The following is an 18,263-nucleotide window of genomic DNA, read 5'->3' as shown; positions in this document are numbered from 1 at the left end:
TGCTACGCAAGTTTACTGCAATAGTTGTCGCTTGTACAATTACTTTTATAAGTTTTATAGGAAATGTGCAACCAGTTCATGCTGCTCCGAGTATGAACTTTCTAGATACCTCAGCACTGTTTGATACATCTGCTCAGACTGTTTCTGACATTGGTGGCTTCGTTACACGCTGTCTATTTAGCACTCCAGAAAATGGATTAGAGGAGATAAGTTGTAATGTTGCTAAACAAGTAGCAGAAGCAGGTATAATTGTTGGAACTTGCTATATAGTTAATGCAGGTGGATCTACTGTCTTTCCTCCTCTAGCTGCAATGGCACCGATGTGCAACTTAGGAGCAACAGGCCCCGTACTAGATACAGATTGGATAACTTGGATCAAGAAATTACCACTCCAGAAATTAGCATGGTAAATTTCGCTTCAACGATCAATTTAATTGTCTAAACAAGATTCTTAAAAGTGGGCAAATAGCCCATTTTTTTATTAACTTAAATTCCTCCAAAAAACCGAATTTAAAAAGATTAATTGGAAATATTGAGAGCTTTTTTTAATGCTTCTTGTACCGAAACGAAAAGATCATCAGGTAAAGTTCCAATTTTTTTCTGAAAAACCGAGGTGCTAACAGTTGCAATTTTTTCTGCTCTAATCAGCGATCTCTTTTTTAACCCTGTATCGGAAAAACTTGGGTAATCTTCTTCCACAACTACCCAAGTTTCGCGTAAAATTTCGAGAGAAACTTTTGAGAATATTCCTAGAATAATTAACTCCTCTCGATGAACAGCAATAATTAGTGCTGGTCTAACTTTAGTAGAAGTTAAATCGCTAAATGGAAACCGAACCAACCAAATTTCTTGTGCTTTAGGATTCGACATTGTAAATATCTTCCTCTGGTTCATTCCATTCTTGAAAACCCGTTTCTGCTAGATTCATCATAACTACGGTTTCCAGTCTTTCTTCTAAGTCTTCAAACAAAATAATTTGCTCGGTAATGGGTAACTTGAGAATTAACTCTTGAACTTGTTTTAAAGTTGGGTTGGATGTCATAACCTATACTCCCTTAATTTTAATTTTAAGGTGGGCAATGCCCACCAAACACGAACTACTTCAACCCCTCAACTAACTGAGTTTTTGCACTCTCTAACGCCTCTGATAACTTGCTGGCATCCCGTCCCCCGGCTTGGGCAAAATTCGGACGTCCGCCGCCGCCGCCGCCGCAAATTTTGGCGATATTTCCGATGAACTTTCCGGCTTGTAATTTCTTCTCTTTGTGAACTTTTGAACTAAACGCCGCAACCAAACTCACCTTTCCTTCTTCCGGCGAAGAACCCAACACAACCGCACTTTCTCCTAACTTTTGTTGCAACCGTTCCGCAGCCGTTTTTAACGAGTCCGCATCGACGCCGGGAAGTTCCGCCACCAGTATTTTAACCTCACCAACTGTTTCTGCTGTTGCTAACAATTGATCGGATTTTGCGATCGCCAATTCCCCTTTTGCGGCTTCCAATTGTTTCTGAGTCGCCTTCAACTCATTTTGCAAATTTGTAATCCGTTCCGGCAATTCTTCCGGCTTGGCTTTAAAGCGATCGCCCAACTCTTTCACCACATTATCCCGCACTTTTAGATAATCCAAAACCGACTGTCCCGCCACCGCTTCAATGCGACGAATACCCGAAGAAATACCCGTCTCACTGACAATTTTAAACAGCCCAATTTCGGCGGTATTATTAACGTGAGTTCCGCCGCACAATTCCATCGAAACACCCGTATAGTCAACTACCCGCACGACATCAGCATATTTCTCGCCAAACATTGCGGTTGCACCCTTCTTTTTCGCTTCTTCTAATGGCATTTCTGCAACCACAGCCGGATGCGCCTCCGCTATCCAAGTATTCACCTGATCTTCGACTTGTTGAACCTCTTCCGGTGTTAACTGACGGGGACAGTTAAAATCAAACCGCAGGCGATCAAACGATACCAAAGAACCCGCCTGAGAAATAGTCGGATCGACGATTAATTTTAACGCCGCTTGTAATAGGTGAGTTGCGGTATGATTGGCTTGGGCGCGACGTCGGCAAGCCCGATCAATTTGGGCGTTTACGGTCATCCCAACGGTTAATATTCCCCGTTCAACTTTGCCCAAATGAATGAAGATATTCGACTCTTTTTGTACATCTTCGACTCGCACCACAGTCTCCCCAAAACTGAGAAAACCGCGATCGCCAATTTGTCCGCCCGACTCTGCATAAAAAGGCGTTTGATCGAGAACAATTTGCACCTTTGTTCCCGCCTCTGCGGACTCTACAGATTTTCCTTCGACTAATATTGCTTTAACCAACGCTTCCGAAATCGGTTCCGAGTAGCCTAAAAATGCCGTTGGATGAATGTTTTCTGCCAATTTATCCAAACTGCCCTGAACCGTTAAATCAATCGTTTCGTGGGCATTTTGAGAGCGTCGGCGCTGTTCTTCCATCTCCGCTTCAAACCCTTCAACATCCACCGTTAACCCATTTTCTTCGGCAATTTCTTGGGTTAATTCTAAGGGGAAACCGTAAGTATCATATAAAACAAACGCATCTTTACCGGAGATTTTTTTCGGTTTCTTATCCAGAACTTCTGCCAACAGTTTTTCGCCCCGTTCTAAGGTTTCCAAAAACCGTTCTTCTTCCCGCTGCAATTCTGTTTTAATTAACGTTTCTCGTTCCCGAGTTTGAGGATAAGCTTCTTCGGACAAACGAATCGCCGTTTCCGCAACTTTGGTGGTAAATTCCCCCTCAATTCCAATTAACCGCCCGTGACGAACCACCCGACGAATTAACCGTCTAAGAATATAACCCCGACCAATATTAGATGCTGTTACCCCATCAGTAATTAAATGAACCACAGCCCGAACATGATCGCCAATTACTTTCAGCGAAACTTTGGTTTTATCATCGCTTTTTTTGTAGTCTATTCCCGCAATATCCGCCGCCGTTTTAATAATGGGAAAAATTAAGTCGGTTTCGTAATTATTGGGAACGCTTTGGAGAATTTGCGCCATTCGTTCTAACCCCATTCCCGTGTCAATATTCTTGTTTTGTAATGGGGTTAAATTTCCATCTGCATCCCGGTTATACTGCATGAAAACCAAGTTATAAAACTCGATAAACCGGGTATCATCTTCTAAATCAATGTTATCATCACCAAGTTCGGGATGAAAATCATAGTAAATTTCCGAACAAGGGCCACAGGGACCAGTCGGGCCAGACTTCCAAAAGTTGTCGTCTTCTCCCATGCGTTGGATGCGATAGCCGGGAATGCCTATTTTGTCGCGCCAAATTTCAAAGGCTTCGTCATCATCTTCAAACACACTCACCACCAAACGTTCGGGAGGTAAACCAAAAACTTTTGTTGACAATTCCCAACCCCAGGCGATCGCTTGTGGTTTAAAATAATCACCAAAGCTAAAATTGCCTAACATCTCAAAAAAGGTGTGATGGCGGGCGGTGCGTCCCACATTTTCGATGTCGTTGGTACGGATACATTTTTGCGAGGTGGTGGCGCGAGGAACTTCTGGAGGGCGTTGTCCGAGGAAAATGGGTTTAAAAGGCAACATTCCGGCGATGGTTAAAAGTACCGTCGGATCTTCTGGAACTAACGAAGCACTAGGGAGAATTTTATGACTGTGTTCGGCATAAAAGTTAAGGAATTTTTGCCGAATTTCTGAACCGCTAAGAGACTGTGGAGAAAAAGACATAATCGCTAAAGGTCAATACAGTACAATAATATCGGGTAAAAAAATTTTAATACCCGTAAATCGTGTAATCTCTATTGTAGTCCTGTAACTGACCTTTGGTGAGTCTGGTTTTGATGAATTTAAAATTTTTCTCAATTGAATTATAAAATCATCTGATCAACTCGAAAGTTATTTTCTGGAAAGGCGAGAGAAGATAGGCTGTTTTCGGGTTGAAATTGTTGAATGATCTGATAGTTGTTAGGTGTCGGTTGTTGATAAACTTGTAAAATATTTTGATTCAAATCTATTAACCAAACTTCTGTTATTCCACTCGCACTATAAAGGGGGATTTTGACTTCTTGATCGTAGTTGATGCTACTATCGGCGACTTCAACAATCAGAAAGATATCCGAGGCTTGAGGATGTCCTGACGCATAAAAATCACTTCGAGGTTGGAGTAAAGCGATATCGGGTTGGGGTTCGGATAAATTATTCAGTAATATTGGATTTTGAACACTGATTAAAATGCGATCACCTAAGCTTTGAGAAAATAACTGATTTAACCGATTGACACAAGCTGCATGACGTTTTCCAATGGGCGACATTTCGATAATTTCTCCGTTAATGAGTTCAACGCGATCGCTTGGTGTTAAAATTCCAACTTCTGCCATTTGATGATATTCAGAAATAGTAAACCGTCGTTTTAATTGTTGAACTGACATAATAAACTTGTTTATATTAGGGGTCAAATTAATCTTATTTTATCACGAATTTTTAGTTGGGATTGATCAAGTTTAATCGTTAATAAGATAACCCCGGATTAATTTGTGATTTCCACAACCGAAAAGGCTCAAAAATTATCCGGCAAACGTCAATCATAGGATGAAAGCATATTTTACAAAAAAGCGATGCTTTTCCCATCTCCCAACGGTTTAAAACCTATGAAAAATCCTGTTGTTTCTATTCTGGTTGCGGCGTTAACATTGTGTGGTGGTTGTGGTATTTTTCTAAAAATGGAACCGCAGCCGTATCCCTTACAAGCGGCGACACCAGAAGTCATTATTCAGCCAGGTGAAGTGCGTTCGTTACCGGGAAAACTGGATAGTATTGCGATGTTTAATAGTAATAGTCCGGAATGGGTAAAAAAAGAAGGAATTTTACTTTCGACCTTTCCAAGGGACGGGAAAGCCTTTCCCGAAGCACATTTAAACTATTCTTTTAACAGCAAATTTGAACTGTTTGCCCATCATTTTGTTCACACGCCACCGGAGTCAAAAACATTATATTTGGGAATAATTGTTAATAATCCCGGAACAGAAAAAGTAACACTCGATATTTTAGCAGCGGCGAGTTATCTAATGGAACCGGATGCACCATTTAAACAGAAACCACCTCTGAGTGAAAACCCGAAAGGAGAGGTTTATTCTGGCCCGGGTATTCGGGCTGTAGATACTGTTTTACGAGGGGTTCGACAAGCGGGTTTTCCTGAAAAGTTGGTAATTCCGCCTGGGGAAAGTCGAATGTTACTCAATCATCCCATTCCGGTTAAGGGCTTAGAACGTCCTGTCAATGGTCGTTCTACCTTTATGAAATTAAATAGCCGGGGCGATACACCCAATTCCCCTGCTGGGGTTTATGTTGCCAGTTTGGCTATGTATGCGAAGCAGCACCCGGACGGTAGAGAGATTGCCCCGACTTTAGTTGAGTGGCAACAATTACTCAACAGAGAAACTTTAGCACAACCTCGTGATAAAATGCCAACTCCTCCCGATCAAATTGGGGGTGAGTTAATTTATAGTCGAGTAGCGGGAGTTCAGCAGGGTTCTCGGTGGGTGGCGAATTTAGTCGATGCGGGTCAAGAGAGTTTAATAATTCCTGAAGTTGGAAAAAGATTTTCTTATGTAATTAGTACAGTTCGGGCGGGAACGTTGGGAACGAAACAAGTTCAAGCGGCAAAATTATTAGTTCGATATCCCGATACAGCCTATGAGTCTCATGGAAATTATGGGTTACATTATGATTTGAAATTACCGTTATTGAACCCCACGAATACATCACAAACGGTGACGGTAACGTTAGCAACACCCAATAAAGAAGAACGTCTTTCGCAAGGGGGCTTAATGTTTCGTCAACCGTCTTGGGATTTTCCCTATTTTCGGGGAACAGTACGGTTACGTTATCGAAATGAACAGAATAAAAGCAGAACTCGTTATGTTCATTTGTGGCAACGTCGAGGTCAACAGGTTGAACCGTTGTTAACCGTTACGTTAAAACCCCAAGAAAAACGAACCGTTAGAGTTGATTTTCGTTATCCTCCCGATGCAACTCCACCGCAAGTTTTAACCGTTGAAACTGATCCTCAAACCTCTAAATAATTCAACTTGTAGGGGCGCAAGCAAGAGCGCCCTAATTTGTTTTACCAACCCGCATAGATCTTTTCAGAACCTAGAAAATTTTTCGCGCCATTTACTGTTATATTATTGATTGGTATTTTGGCGAATTATTTTGCTCACTTATTTTATGTTAACGGTAACAACAATTAACCCTCAAACTAACTTCAACTTTATCGAACACCTTTCAATGACTATTTCCCAACTTCTCAAACTGATTAATGATATCATCTTTTTGGAAATTGGGGGAATGCCCTTAATTGTTATTTGGTTAATTTCTGGCGGGGCTATTTTTACCGTTTGGATGCGGTTTATTAATATTCGGGCATTTAAACACGCCATAGATATTGTTCGAGGAAAATATGATAACCCCGATGAAGTGGGGGAAGTTTCCCATTTTCAAGCATTGGCAACGGCTTTATCTGCAACCGTTGGACTGGGGAATATTGCCGGAGTTGCAATTGCCATTCGTTTAGGAGGGCCTGGGGCTTGTTTTTGGTTAACTTTGGCGGGTTTTTTGGGAATGACCACTAAATTTGTTGAGTGTACTTTAGGTCAAAAATATCGCTTAGTTAAGCCGGATGGAACCGTTGCCGGAGGGCCGATGTATTATCTTTCTGAGGGGTTATCCAAACTCGGCTTACCGTTTTTTGGCAAAATTTTATCTATTTTATTTGCTATTTTAGCGATTTGCGGGGCGTTAGGAAGTTCGAGTATTTATCAATCAAATCAGTCTAAAGTTGGCGTTGCCCAGGTTATTCCAATTATAGCAGAACGGGGCTGGATTTATGGAATTTTAATGGTATTTTTAGTGGGGTTAGTAATTTTGGGAGGGATTCGTCGGATTGCTTCTGTGGCGGCGACAATTGTACCATTTATGTGTGGGATATATATTTTGGGCGCAGCTTATGTCATCTTAACTCATTTTACCGCAATTCCGGCTGCAATCACCACAATTTTAACGAGCGCCTTTAGTTTTAAAGCGGCAACAGGAGGAACATTAGGGGCAATTATTCAAGGGTTTAGACGTTCGGCTTTTTCTAACGAAGCCGGGTTGGGAATTGCAGCAATCGCCCATTCGGCAGCTAAAACGGATGAACCTGTGCGGGAGGGGATTGTTGCGGTTTTAGAACCTTTTATTGATACGATTCTTGTTTGTAACTTGACGGCTTTGGTGATTATTCTCACGGGTGCTTATAATAATCCAGAATTTTCTAATTTAGGCGGTTCAGAATTAACCTCTGCGGCATTTTCTACGGTTATTCCGGGCTTTCCCTATATTTTGGCTTTGGCCGTGTTTTTGTTTGCCTTTTCGACGATGATTTCCTGGGGCTATTATGGTCAACTTTGTTGGGAGTATTTATTAGGAAGTCGCACAGCTATTATTTATAAACTTCTGTTTTTACTGGCGATTTTCATGGGGTCTGTTGCTAATCCCAATTCTGTGATTCAATTTAGTGATGCGATGTATTTGACAATGGCATTACCAAACTTGTTAGGGATGTATTTTCTTGCGAGTCAAGTTTCTCAAGATTTAAAGGATTATTTTTCTCGTTTTTAATCATAATATCCTCAAATCTCCGTTTAAACTCCAGTCTTGTTGATGGGAATGGATTCTTTACTTCTTACCGATGCGTAGCAAAATACATATTAATAACCAATAAACTGTATTTTAAGTTACATTTTTTGGTTTAATTTGATTTTGGTATAAAAGGTTGGAGTCCGTCCCGTTGCTTATTTCCGCCTGCTTTATCCTCTTTTCTGTCCTGTTCACCAATCTATCTCTAAATATTAACCACTAAATATTTACAAACATGAGGTATTTGTGAAAAAACGAATCAAATTTTTAAAGCTTTCGTAAAAATTTAGTCAAACCTCAATACAAAACTTTCATTAAATAACAATTCTATTTAGAATGAAAATGGAGTACAACTCACACTTGATAAATAACCGGGGTTAAGTGTTATGACTGGTATTTTTAAGTCCTCTATCCATGCAGCAGACAAATATTTAATGAAAGGATACCATTCAAATCCTTTCTCTTTTGGGAAAAGAATACATCCTTCAGTTCGTTCAAAATTCAAACGTATTCTTGATATTTTTGTTGCATTAATTGGATTAACAATTACTATTATTGTGGCTATTCCGATTAAAATAATCATGTGTTTTGATGATCCAGGGCCGCTTTTATACAGTCAAGTTCGCTGTGGTTTTAGAGGGAAACCCTTTCGGATGTGGAAATTTCGATCAATGGTTGTGAACGCCGATCAAATGAAACATTTGGTAGAAAACCAAGCTAAAGGTCATATTTTCAAGAATGATTGCGATCCCCGTATTACTCATTTAGGTCAATTTTTAAGAAAGACAAGCCTCGATGAGTTTCCGCAATTTTGGAATGTTTTGCAGGGAGAAATGAGCATCGTTGGAACTCGTCCTCCGACTCCAGATGAAGTTGAGAAATACGAAGATCATCACTGGCGACGATTAGATGTTAAACCCGGAATTACCGGAGAATGGCAAGCAAATGGTCGTTCAAGTATTGATGATTTTGAAGAAATTGTGATGATGGATATTAACTATCAACGCAAGTGGTCTAGATTCTATGATATCGTGCTGATCATCAAAACAATTACAGCCGTTCTCAATAAAAATGGAGCTTATTAATCACCCTTCACTACTCCATCAGTTGTCCTAGAACCCCTTAAATCTGTGATCACCCCAAGTCTAGCTGAGGAACTCCTGGCTAGATTTTAATTTTGCAAAAGTTATATACTCATAGATACGGTCTGAGAAAATTGGTTTTCTGGTTGTTGAATAGAAGGCGAGGAGTTAGAGATGAATTTACCCACCTGGATCACGTTCTCTCGTTTATTGGGTGTTCCCATACTGCTTTATGGGCTACATGAACCGACGTTAGAAAGTCGGTGGATTTGTTTTGCGGTTTTTGTTGTGGCGGCTTCTACAGACTGGCTAGATGGCTATCTCGCCCGGAAACTCAACCAAGTAACTGATCTCGGGAAATTTCTTGATCCGTTGGTGGATAAATTGCTGGTGTTGGCGCCACTTTTGGCGTTGGTTGAACTTGGACAAGTTCCAGCTTGGGGTGTATTTTTGATTTTAGCGCGAGAATTGGCGATCGCAGGTTGGCGAGTCAATAAAACTAAAATTTCAGGGGCGAATATTTGGGGAAAACTCAAAACGGTTGTGCAGATTATTGCGATTTGTTTGTTAATTGCACCTTTACCTTCTGAGTGGGAAATTGCAAGTATAGTCGGGTTTTGGGCGGCGGTGGCTTTAACGTTAATTTCAGGAATAATTTATCTGTTACCCGCTAAACCTGAGACAGAAACTTAGGACAGAAGAAGATCAGAATGGGGGAAACTCGGACTCAGAATTGTGATCTTTTGCTTTGGGAATGAGACGCCAGACGGTTGTATTTTCTTCTTGGGTAGGAAGTTGTTGAATTGTTTCTCCGAGTTGTTTTTGTAAGGCTTGAGTTAAGGTTAGGGGGAAATCAAGCTCTAGGTTTTGAGTCTGTACAAATTCTGAGAGTTGAGCAAAGGTGGTTTTTAGGGTTTTGCGTTGGGAACTGGATAATTTAAAGCTATCTGTCTGATCAACGTGTTGAGTTTTCATCGCTTGTTTGAGACGATCTTGAATGTGAGTTATTTCTGAGTCTAGTTGTTTCCATTGATGGGCAATTTCCTGATAACGAGTGGCGAGTTTGTTGAGATCTTCTGTTGTGGGATCGGGTGCGGCGAGGGGTTGGAGTTTGAGCAAACATTGATGAATCTGAGCTAAATAGACTACATCCATTTGAGCATATTCAAGCTGTTTTTCGGTAAGTGGGCGTTGTCCCCAATCGCTACTTTGTTCTTGTTTATCAATATTGGTAAAGTCACCGAGTTGAGTAGCTAATGTCTTGAGTTGATAGTTGGGAACGGGAAGCAAATAATAGGGGATTTTTTTTGCCATTACCAAAGTACAGGTGACATTTTTAGACTGTTTTTTTCCTAAGAACTTTAAGTCATAGTTGGCATTATGAAAGACTTTTTCAATGGCAGGATTTGCCATGATGTTCTCAATAAACAGAGTCGTTAATTCTGGTTGATCTAAAACATCAAAGAGGTAGAGATGATCGCTCTTGATCTCGTTGGGTGTTGTCAACACTTGAATCAAAGATAACCGAGGTTTGTTTTTGTAATCTGCAACTTCGGTATCGAGCCATAATGTTTGAGCCGAAGACAGTTGATAAATAACAGCTTTGATGGATTCAGGTGCGGTTAAATAAGACATAAATTTTGAGCAGATTTGAAGCTAAAATGAGGAACACAGACTTAAATTCGCGACATCATGATAAGTCGAACCATCTGGCATAATAGTATCGGTTAAATTGGCTCCTGTGAGATTAGCGCCTTCTAGATTTGCACTGCGTAAACTTGCACCTTGTAACTGAGCGCCTTCTAGATTTGCACCGCGTAAATCAGCTTTCCACAAATAAGTGTGTTGAAGTTTTGCGTTTGTGAAGTTTGTCCCTGCAAGGGTTGACAGATTGAGGTTTGCCCCACTTAAATTGGCGTTGGTTAAATTGGCGTCTGTTAAATCCGCTCGAAGTAAAACAGCTTCGGTGAGATTACTGTGTTTTAAAATAGCTTCAGTTAAGTTTGCTCCATTGAGAGTGGCTTTTGTGAGGTTCACTTGTGTCATTTGGGCGAGATGGAAGTTAGCGGCGGTGAGATCCGTCTTTTGTAAGTTAGCTTTTTTGAGGTTTGCTTCGGAGAAATCAACCCCGTTTAAATCCATTTCTGAGAAGTCTACTTCCACCAAATGAGCATGATTCAAAATCACCCCCGTCAGACGAGTTTCATCAAGTGTGACACCATTTAAACGAGCATAGCTGAGATTTGCCCAACAGAGGTTAGCCCCGGTGAGATTTGCTGAACGTAAGTTAACCCCGCTGAGATTTGCCCCACATAAGTTTACCCCGGTGAGGTTCGCTGAACGCAAATTAACCCCGCGCAAAATAGCCCCACTGAGTTTGACTCCCTGTAAGTTTGATTTCACCAAAAATGCGCCTTCGAGGTTGGCTTTGGTGAGATCAGCGGCGACGAGTTGTCCTTTACCCAGTTGAATATAATGAAGATTACTCGCGTAGAGGAAAGCATTATTGAGATTACTTTCGTTGAGTTTAGTGCGGGTGAGGTTCGCCCCCGCCAGGGAAGCTGACTCAAAGTTAACCCCTTGTAGATTAGCGTGAATAAGACGCGCCCCAATCAGATTAATTTTTCTAAAATCTCGTTCTCCAGTAGCATAACGCTGTAGAAGTTCTTTAATCTCCATTAATTAGGGTCTCCAAGTTCTCCTTCAATTGTGGCACGCCTCACTAGGGAAGTTACTCAGATTTGTTACGATTTGACACAGTTATTTATTCCCGTCGATCAGGTAATATTGCGCCTCGGATGTCTACATCTCTCATATTGGCGTGATCTAAGCGAGTATCAAGCAGTACCGCTTCAATCAGATTAGCACCGCTGAGGTTTGACCAACTCAGTTTAGTGCGGTAGAGTCGCGCCCGACTGAGATTAGCCCCGCGTAGGGTTGTCCAACTGACATTCGCCGCACGTAGGTTGACTCCACTCAAGTTGGCATCGCTCAAATCAGCTCCAATCATGGTAACGCGACTCATATCAGCGTCGGTGAAGTTGGCACTAATTAATAATGCACCACTGAGCGTCGCATTAATTAAATTCGCTCCTTCTAAGAGAGATTCTCTGAGAATAACGTTGGTGAGATTTGCCCCTTCGAGAACCGCCCCCGTCAGGTTTGCTTTCATTAAGTTAGTCCGAATTAGGGTCGCATTGGTGAGATTTGCCCCGACAAAATTGGCTTCGGCGAGATTGGCTTCGGTGAGGTTCGCATCGGTGAGATTGGCTTGGGTGAGACTAACCAACTTAGAGGAAGATCCCCGCAGATTTGATCCGGTGAGATCACAGCGATCAAATTTAGCATTGGTGAGGTTAGCGCCGATCAGATTGGCTTCCATTAAGTTCGCATCACTGAGATCAACCCCCATCAATTTGGCTTCGCGGAAATTCACTTGAGTTAGGTTGGCATTAATAAAGCTTGTATCTTGTAAGTTTGCTCGGACTAGAATGGCTTCGCTTAAGTCTACACCTCTTAAATCTACTCCAATTAAGTTAACGGCTCGAAACATCCGTTCGCCTGCTTTATATCGTTCCAAAAGTTCATCAACTTGCATAGAATTTACCTCTATTGATTCTTTTTAAGAGTTCGAGTTTATACTTCTCGTTCTGCTATCGTTTTCCGATACTCCCATCTTCCCAGAGGATTGAGGATAAAATACTGCCATCTTAACTGTGAGATTGGCATCGTCACTCATTTGCACTCTAACAACCTCAACTTGGTTGAAAAGAAATCTCCACACTCTGCGACAATAGAAATATAGAGAAAGGAAACGGGGTAACAATTGAGTTTAACCCGATTGGTAGATCATCGCGTACCACCGATAGATGGGAGAATCGCGCCCCACTTGCAACAGACCACAATACCATTAAACCTGGAGACAGGAGAGACTCATGTCAGATAACTTTAGAAGTCAAGCCGTCACCCAAGGAAAGAAACGCACACCGAACCGGGCGATGCTCCGAGCGGTAGGGTTTGGGGATGAGGACTTTAATAAGCCTATTGTCGGCATTGCTAATGGTTACAGTACCATTACTCCCTGCAACATTGGATTGAACGATTTGGCGCATCGTGCAGAAACGGCATTAAAACAAGCCGACGCGATGCCTCAAATGTTTGGGACGATTACCGTTAGTGATGGCATTGCCATGGGAACCGAGGGGATGAAATATTCTCTGGTTTCCCGAGAGGTGATCGCCGATGCGATTGAAACCGCTTGTAATGGGCAGAGTATGGATGGCGTTTTAGCGATTGGCGGTTGTGATAAAAATATGCCGGGGGCGATGATTGCGATCGCGAGGATGAATATTCCGGCAATTTTTGTGTATGGCGGTACGATTAAACCGGGGAATTTAAACGGTTGTGATTTAACCGTTGTCAGTGCGTTTGAGGCAGTCGGCGAACACAGCGCCGGGAAACTTGATGATGATCGTTTACTCGATATTGAACGCCAAGCTTGTCCGGGTTCGGGGTCTTGTGGGGGAATGTTTACGGCAAATACTATGTCTTCTGCGTTTGAAGCGATGGGGATGAGTTTAATGTATTCCTCGACGATGGCTTCTGAAGATGCGGAAAAGGCTGATAGTACCGAAAAGTCTGCGTTTGTATTGCGCGAGGCGATTCGTCAACGGATTTTACCTCGGCAAATTCTCACCCGCAAGGCGTTTGAAAATGCGATCGCTGTGATTATGGCGGTAGGGGGTTCGACAAACTCGGTATTACACTTGTTGGCGATTGCTTATGCAGCAGGTGTGGAACTGACGATTGACGATTTTGAAACGATTCGGGGACGGGTTCCGGTCTTATGTGATCTTAAACCCAGTGGGCGATTTGTCACAACGGATTTTCACAAAGCGGGTGGAGTTCCCCTGATTATGAAGATGCTTCTCGAACAGGGTTTGATTCATGGTGATGCTTTAACGATTACCGGGAAAACGGTTGCCGAACAGTTGGCTGATATTCCCTCTCAACCCTCTGCGGATCAAGAGGTGATTCGCCCCTGGAATAATCCGATGTACCAGCAAGGTCATTTAGCGATTTTAAAGGGAAATCTCGCCACAGAAGGCAGTGTTGCTAAAATTACGGGCGTGAAAAAACCCCAAATGACGGGTCCCGCACGGGTATTTGAGTCGGAAGAACTGTGTTTAGAGGCGATTTTAGCGGGTAAAATTCAAGCCGGAGATGTTTTGGTGGTTCGTTATGAAGGCCCCAAAGGTGGCCCCGGAATGCGAGAAATGTTGGCACCAACTTCCGCAATTATTGGGGCAGGCTTAGGGGATTCTGTGGGCTTGATTACCGATGGACGGTTTTCGGGGGGAACTTATGGCTTGGTTGTCGGTCATGTTGCCCCAGAAGCTGCCGTTGGTGGTAATATTGCGTTGGTTCAAGAGGGCGATAGTATTACGATTGATGCCTCACAACGGTTATTGCAGGTGAATATTTCCGATCAGGAATTAGAACAACGCCGTCAAAATTGGCAACCGCCTCAACCTCGTTATACAAAAGGGGTGTTAGCTAAATATGCGAAGTTAGTGTCTTCGAGTAGTGTGGGGGCGGTGACGGATTTAGACTGTTAATTGATTCAATGTAGGGTGCTTGCAAACTTGATCTTGCACCCGACTTGAACTGATATTATCTTGATTTGATGAGTGAAACATGACGCATGGAGTTATGTGAATTTAAGTCTTTTTTAGGAAATCCTGCTTATGAAGATCAGGATGTATTAATCTATCCGGGTGATTGTTTAAAGTTAATGAATCAATTGCCTGAAGGATGTTTTTGTTTGACGGTAACTTCTCCTCCTTATAACATTGGAAAAGAATATGAATCGGTGTTATCTGTAGAGGATTATATTGCCTGGATGACTGAATGGATTGCTCAAGTTTATTATTGCACATCAACAAATGGAGCTTTTTGGTTAAATCTGGGATATCTATCCCTTCCAAATCAAGCTAAAGCTATTCCGATTCCTTATTTGATTTGGGATAAAGTTCCTTTTTATTTAATTCAAGAAATTGTTTGGAATTATAGTGCAGGTGTGGCAGGGAAATTATTTTTTTCTCCGCGAAATGAGAAGTTTTTGTGGTACATTAAAGATGCCAATAATTATACATTTAATTTGGATGATGTGCGCGATCCAAATGTTAAATATCCCCATCAAAAGAAAAACGGTAAGCTCAAATGTAATACAAAAGGTAAAAATCCTACCGATGTTTGGCAAATTCCCAAAGTGACATCGGGAAAAAATCGCAGTTCAAAAGAAAGAACTCCTCATCCTGCTCAATTTCCAATTCAGCTTGTTAGCCGGATTATTCTAGCCAGTAGTAATTTAGGAGATATTGTTTTTGATCCTTTTTTGGGTTCGGGTTCAACCGCAGAAGCCGCTATCCGAAATGGTCGCAAGATAATAGGTTTTGAGATTAATGATTTATATATTGATATGGCAATCAAGCGAATTAAAGCATTTCGTGATGAACAATCAAATGGAGTTGAACAAAAAAGTTTATTTGAGTTACTTACTGACTACTCTTGATTGTAACTAACTTCAAACCAGCGATTTTACTGGCGATAGATGCTTGTTGTCCTGTTGGTTTATTTTGACCAACCCAATCTTGATCATCAATCCAACCAAAACGTATTTTCCATATTTTTCGTTCTAAATTATCTTCTTTGGGGAGTTTGTAGTTAATAATTAGATAATACCCTGTTCTGGACTTCAAGCGATTATCTGAACGATAACCTGTACTTCTATTTCCATAAAAGCTATTTTTACTCGAAGATGTTTTAATTTCAAAGGAATAACGATCATTAAAAGTACAAACGATATCTTTTTCTGATTTTGTTTGACCACCTCTCCAGCCCGAGTTTTGATGAGCCAGACGAACGGCGATCAAACGCTCTAAAATAACTCCAATGGCTTGAGCGGGTAAAAAGATATCTCGACCAATTTGTAATCTAAAATCCCCAAAACTCGAAGAATAAAGATCTTTCCATGCTTCCTCAACCGTAGAAATTATAACTTCACTAGAAAGTGGAAATTCATCGATCAGTTGTGTTGTGATTGCCGACCATTCACGTTCTGGATAGCCTGTATAGGGAGAGGTGAGCAACTAATCAACTCCTTCTAAAAGTTGACTGGCGGGGACATCCAGAGCATGAGCTATAGCGACAATATTATCCAAACTAACATTTCGCTCACCTCGTTCAATTGCACCAATATAAGTTCGATGTAGATCTGCTTTTTCTGCTAGTTTTTCCTGTGAAAGTCCTTGTTCCATACGAAGTTGTCTAATATTGCTCCCTAACTTTTTTCTTGGCTCATGCTTCATTCAGCAATGATGTTATCTCTGATGATCCTCTGTCTACAGACTATAAGTAGCAATTCACACAAGGATTCAATTAAGAGAAGTTTAGATGTCGATTCGAGGGCTAATATAGCTTATAATAAAGAAGCATAAAATTTGTTATAATAAATGTCTTTGTGAACTTGAAGATTCTTGGGAGACTCAATGACACCGAAGCGAATTATTTTAGGGATTCTGACATTACTGACGATTATACTGGTGGGGAGTTCATTAATTGATAGTATTACTCAACCGCAAATTCAAAGCCGTCTAGAACTCTATCAAACCAATCTTATTCTTCACGCAACAGAATGGCAATCTGATCCAGAGTTTAAACAAGATTTTAACACGCTGAAAACTAATTTAATTGGTGAAAATGCTCCCAAATCTGCATTAAAACAATATGAAAATTTACAAGAAGCGGCGCAAGATAATCTCGAACGAATTCAAACCTTAGAACCGGATTCTACATCCATTAATCAGTTAGAAAAATTACAGGATGAGTTAGAAATACGCATTGGAATTTTACAAGTTGAACAAGGAAAAACAGAAAAAGCATTAAACACTTGGCAGACTTTTATTGAATCGAATCAATCTTCTAAGACTCAACAACAGATTAAAATTGCTCAAGTTTTACGGGGAATTTGGAGCGATCCAGCGAAGATTTTACCGGAGGCTGAATCCACTCTAGAAAACAACTTAGAAGGCTGGTTTAGTTATCAAGCGTTGTCTCGGCTTTATGAACTTCAAGAACGGCAAGAAGATTTACAAGCACTGCAAGCAAAAGAACAACAAATTGCTGAACAAGCATTAATTAAACTTATAATTATCAGTGCAATTCCAGGAATTGGATTGCTTACGGGTGTGATTTTGTTGGTGGTTTTAGGGATTCAATTGCTATTGAAGGGAAAAGAATCTATTCTGGCTAAAAATACTGATGTCACTTGGTTAACGCCTTGGGATGCAGAAACAATGATTCAGGTATTTGTTGTGGGATTTTTCTTAGTTGGACAATTAGTTGTCCCCCTAACATTAGGTTTAATCTTTAACTTCTTAAATCTCAGTCCGGCGAGTTTTGATGTTCGCAGCAAAGCCTTTTATGTCTGGGCAAATTATGGGTTTTTGATGGCGGGTGGATTCTCGGTTTTATTTTTCTCTTTGAAACCTTTTTTCCCATTACCTGAAGGATGGTTTAATGTTGATTGGAAGAAAAACTGGTTTTTTTGGGGGTTAGGCGGTTATGTTTCTGCACTTCCTTTGGTGATTTTAGTCTCTTTAATTAACCAACAATTATGGAATGGACAGGGGGGAAGTAATCCGCTTTTACCGATTGCTTTGGAAAATCGAGATCCGGTTGCTTTGATCATCTTTTTTGTAACGGCTTCTATTGCGGCACCTGTGTTTGAGGAGATTATGTTTCGCGGGTTTTTACTCCCGTCTCTGACTCGATATATGTCGATGGGGAGTGCAATTTTACTGAGTAGTTTATTTTTTGCTGTCGCCCACATGAATATTTCTGAAATCATTCCGTTAATGACTTTAGGAATTGTTTTGGGGTTTGTCTATACGCGATCGCGAAATTTGTTATCATCTATGTTGTTGCATTGTTTGTGGAATAGCGGCACATTATTGAGTTTATATATTCTCGGAAGTGGTTCTGCTTAATAGAAACCTTAAATAAAGGAGAACAGGCATTTCTCCTAAATCTCCGGTTATTCGATAGACAAAGGTGTGATACAAACTTTTGTAAAAAAATTATAATAGTTTAATATTATTCACCTTTTGTAGCATCATTTTTTTTGAAATTTCGTTACAATAGAAAATGAAACGTCTCAAGTCAGTGGGAAAAATTAAAGCTGAATTGAAAACGTTTTCAGACAAGTTTGTGGTGATCTAACTTATGGCATATTACTTCACAGCTTTCACGGTTATTTTCTTTCTCGTCTGCTATGGTTATAGCTATCTGATCGTTAAATTGGCAAAAGAACGAGGCGAAGAATTTTTCTTATTTGGGATGTTAGGAGGTTTATTTGTTTTTATGGCATTTTGTGCGGCGGCTGTTCCTTTTTTGCACTGGATTTATGATTGATTTCTGTGGAGTTTCAGCTTCATAAATA

18 protein-coding genes are annotated in these 18,263 nt (G+C 40.9%); 9 read left to right on the top strand and 9 right to left on the bottom strand.

The genetic code is table 11. From position 1 onward, the window contains the following. Nucleotides 1-65 precede the first annotated feature (65 nt). A complete protein-coding gene (locus tag M595_RS00645; protein WP_152983519.1) occupies nucleotides 66-410 on the top strand; it encodes a hypothetical protein in 345 nt (114 codons plus the stop codon). Between the two features lie 109 nt (nucleotides 411-519). Here the strand turns inward: M595_RS00645 and M595_RS00640 are convergent, their stop codons facing one another. The 4 genes from M595_RS00640 to M595_RS00625 form a co-directional block, all read right to left on the bottom strand. Further along, a complete protein-coding gene (locus M595_RS00640; protein ID WP_023064056.1) occupies nucleotides 520-870 on the bottom strand; it encodes a type II toxin-antitoxin system PemK/MazF family toxin in 351 nt (116 codons plus the stop codon). After that, the gene (locus M595_RS00635; RefSeq protein WP_023063982.1) at nucleotides 857-1,042 is read right to left on the bottom strand and encodes a hypothetical protein; all 186 of its coding nucleotides are present in this window, start codon (nucleotides 1,040-1,042) and stop codon (nucleotides 857-859) included. The genes M595_RS00640 and M595_RS00635 overlap by 14 nt, the downstream gene beginning before the upstream one ends. Nucleotides 1,043-1,097: 55 nt before the next feature. Beyond that, nucleotides 1,098-3,731 carry an alanine--tRNA ligase gene (gene alaS, locus M595_RS00630; protein WP_023063934.1) on the bottom strand — a complete coding sequence of 878 codons (2,634 nt, stop codon included), beginning with the start codon at nucleotides 3,729-3,731 and terminating at the stop codon, nucleotides 1,098-1,100. A gap of 140 nt (nucleotides 3,732-3,871) precedes the next feature. Continuing rightward, a complete protein-coding gene (locus M595_RS00625; RefSeq protein WP_023064035.1) occupies nucleotides 3,872-4,432 on the bottom strand; it encodes a Uma2 family endonuclease in 561 nt (186 codons plus the stop codon). 219 nt (nucleotides 4,433-4,651) lie between these two features. Here M595_RS00625 and M595_RS00620 point away from each other — a divergent pair, with 219 nt between their 5' ends. The 4 genes from M595_RS00620 (at nucleotide 4,652) to pgsA (ending at nucleotide 9,454) form a co-directional block, all read left to right on the top strand. Next, nucleotides 4,652-6,085, top strand: coding sequence for a DUF3370 domain-containing protein (locus M595_RS00620; RefSeq protein WP_023063988.1), 1,434 nt, complete (start codon nucleotides 4,652-4,654; stop codon nucleotides 6,083-6,085). A 205-nt stretch (nucleotides 6,086-6,290) separates the two neighbouring features. Beyond that, entirely contained in the window at nucleotides 6,291-7,661 is a 1,371-nt protein-coding gene (locus M595_RS00615) for an alanine/glycine:cation symporter family protein (RefSeq protein ID WP_040483387.1), read from the top strand. Between the two features lie 404 nt (nucleotides 7,662-8,065). Beyond that, on the top strand, nucleotides 8,066-8,764 hold the full coding sequence (locus tag M595_RS00610) for a sugar transferase (RefSeq protein ID WP_040483360.1): 699 nt from the start codon (nucleotides 8,066-8,068) through the stop codon (nucleotides 8,762-8,764). Nucleotides 8,765-8,935: 171 nt separating this feature from the next. Then, entirely contained in the window at nucleotides 8,936-9,454 is a 519-nt protein-coding gene (pgsA, locus tag M595_RS00605; RefSeq protein WP_023063955.1) for a CDP-diacylglycerol--glycerol-3-phosphate 3-phosphatidyltransferase, read from the top strand. Nucleotides 9,455-9,466: 12 nt separating this feature from the next. On the opposite strand, the gene M595_RS00600 is transcribed toward pgsA, so the two are convergent. The 3 genes from M595_RS00600 to M595_RS00590 form a co-directional block, all read right to left on the bottom strand. Next, nucleotides 9,467-10,396 (bottom strand): ribonuclease D, encoded by a 930-nt coding sequence (locus M595_RS00600; RefSeq protein ID WP_023063840.1) that lies wholly within the window; start codon nucleotides 10,394-10,396, stop codon nucleotides 9,467-9,469. A 21-nt stretch (nucleotides 10,397-10,417) separates the two neighbouring features. Continuing rightward, the gene (locus M595_RS00595; protein ID WP_023064012.1) at nucleotides 10,418-11,440 is read right to left on the bottom strand and encodes a pentapeptide repeat-containing protein; all 1,023 of its coding nucleotides are present in this window, start codon (nucleotides 11,438-11,440) and stop codon (nucleotides 10,418-10,420) included. A gap of 85 nt (nucleotides 11,441-11,525) precedes the next feature. Further along, on the bottom strand, nucleotides 11,526-12,359 hold the full coding sequence (locus M595_RS00590; protein WP_023063892.1) for a pentapeptide repeat-containing protein: 834 nt from the start codon (nucleotides 12,357-12,359) through the stop codon (nucleotides 11,526-11,528). 337 nt (nucleotides 12,360-12,696) lie between these two features. On the opposite strand from M595_RS00590, the gene ilvD reads away from it, so the two are divergent. Both ilvD and M595_RS00580 read left to right on the top strand, forming a co-directional pair. Continuing rightward, entirely contained in the window at nucleotides 12,697-14,379 is a 1,683-nt protein-coding gene (gene ilvD / locus M595_RS00585; protein ID WP_023064030.1) for a dihydroxy-acid dehydratase, read from the top strand. An 86-nt stretch (nucleotides 14,380-14,465) separates the two neighbouring features. Then, nucleotides 14,466-15,335: a DNA-methyltransferase gene (locus tag M595_RS00580; protein WP_023064009.1), complete on the top strand. Its 870-nt coding sequence runs from the start codon at nucleotides 14,466-14,468 to the stop codon at nucleotides 15,333-15,335. Here the strand turns inward: M595_RS00580 and M595_RS00575 are convergent. Beyond that, a complete protein-coding gene (locus tag M595_RS00575) occupies nucleotides 15,319-15,912 on the bottom strand; it encodes a ScaI family restriction endonuclease (protein WP_023063887.1) in 594 nt (197 codons plus the stop codon). The two genes, M595_RS00580 and M595_RS00575, sit on opposite strands and share 17 nt — an antisense overlap. Continuing rightward, entirely contained in the window at nucleotides 15,913-16,131 is a 219-nt protein-coding gene (locus M595_RS00570) for a helix-turn-helix domain-containing protein (RefSeq protein ID WP_071809841.1), read from the bottom strand. 180 nt (nucleotides 16,132-16,311) lie between these two features. On the opposite strand from M595_RS00570, the gene M595_RS00565 reads away from it, so the two are divergent. Both M595_RS00565 and M595_RS00560 read left to right on the top strand, forming a co-directional pair. After that, nucleotides 16,312-17,811, top strand: a complete 1,500-nt coding sequence (locus M595_RS00565; RefSeq protein WP_023064005.1) for a type II CAAX endopeptidase family protein — start codon at nucleotides 16,312-16,314, stop codon at nucleotides 17,809-17,811. A 235-nt stretch (nucleotides 17,812-18,046) separates the two neighbouring features. Then, a complete protein-coding gene (locus M595_RS00560; protein WP_040483359.1) occupies nucleotides 18,047-18,235 on the top strand; it encodes a hypothetical protein in 189 nt (62 codons plus the stop codon). The last annotated feature ends 28 nt before the right edge of the window (nucleotides 18,236-18,263 follow it).

This window comes from Lyngbya aestuarii BL J, assembly GCF_000478195.2.
GTDB lineage: Bacteria > Cyanobacteriota > Cyanobacteriia > Cyanobacteriales > Microcoleaceae > Capilliphycus > Capilliphycus aestuarii.
This window is presented reverse-complemented; position numbering and strand designations above follow the sequence as displayed.

Coding starts and splice junctions, on each gene's coding strand:
- M595_RS00640 (WP_023064056.1), bottom strand. CDS start 870: ATGTCGAATCCTAAAGCACAAGAAATTTGGTTGGTTCGGTTTCCATTT.
- M595_RS00635 (WP_023063982.1), bottom strand. CDS start 1,042: ATGACATCCAACCCAACTTTAAAACAAGTTCAAGAGTTAATTCTCAAG.
- alaS (WP_023063934.1), bottom strand. CDS start 3,731: ATGTCTTTTTCTCCACAGTCTCTTAGCGGTTCAGAAATTCGGCAAAAA.
- M595_RS00625 (WP_023064035.1), bottom strand. CDS start 4,432: ATGTCAGTTCAACAATTAAAACGACGGTTTACTATTTCTGAATATCAT.
- M595_RS00620 (WP_023063988.1), top strand. CDS start 4,652: ATGAAAAATCCTGTTGTTTCTATTCTGGTTGCGGCGTTAACATTGTGT.
- M595_RS00615 (WP_040483387.1), top strand. CDS start 6,291: ATGACTATTTCCCAACTTCTCAAACTGATTAATGATATCATCTTTTTG.
- M595_RS00610 (WP_040483360.1), top strand. CDS start 8,066: ATGACTGGTATTTTTAAGTCCTCTATCCATGCAGCAGACAAATATTTA.
- pgsA (WP_023063955.1), top strand. CDS start 8,936: ATGAATTTACCCACCTGGATCACGTTCTCTCGTTTATTGGGTGTTCCC.
- M595_RS00600 (WP_023063840.1), bottom strand. CDS start 10,396: ATGTCTTATTTAACCGCACCTGAATCCATCAAAGCTGTTATTTATCAA.
- M595_RS00595 (WP_023064012.1), bottom strand. CDS start 11,440: ATGGAGATTAAAGAACTTCTACAGCGTTATGCTACTGGAGAACGAGAT.
- M595_RS00590 (WP_023063892.1), bottom strand. CDS start 12,359: ATGCAAGTTGATGAACTTTTGGAACGATATAAAGCAGGCGAACGGATG.
- ilvD (WP_023064030.1), top strand. CDS start 12,697: ATGTCAGATAACTTTAGAAGTCAAGCCGTCACCCAAGGAAAGAAACGC.
- M595_RS00580 (WP_023064009.1), top strand. CDS start 14,466: ATGGAGTTATGTGAATTTAAGTCTTTTTTAGGAAATCCTGCTTATGAA.
- M595_RS00570 (WP_071809841.1), bottom strand. CDS start 16,131: ATGAAGCATGAGCCAAGAAAAAAGTTAGGGAGCAATATTAGACAACTT.
- M595_RS00565 (WP_023064005.1), top strand. CDS start 16,312: ATGACACCGAAGCGAATTATTTTAGGGATTCTGACATTACTGACGATT.
- M595_RS00560 (WP_040483359.1), top strand. CDS start 18,047: ATGGCATATTACTTCACAGCTTTCACGGTTATTTTCTTTCTCGTCTGC.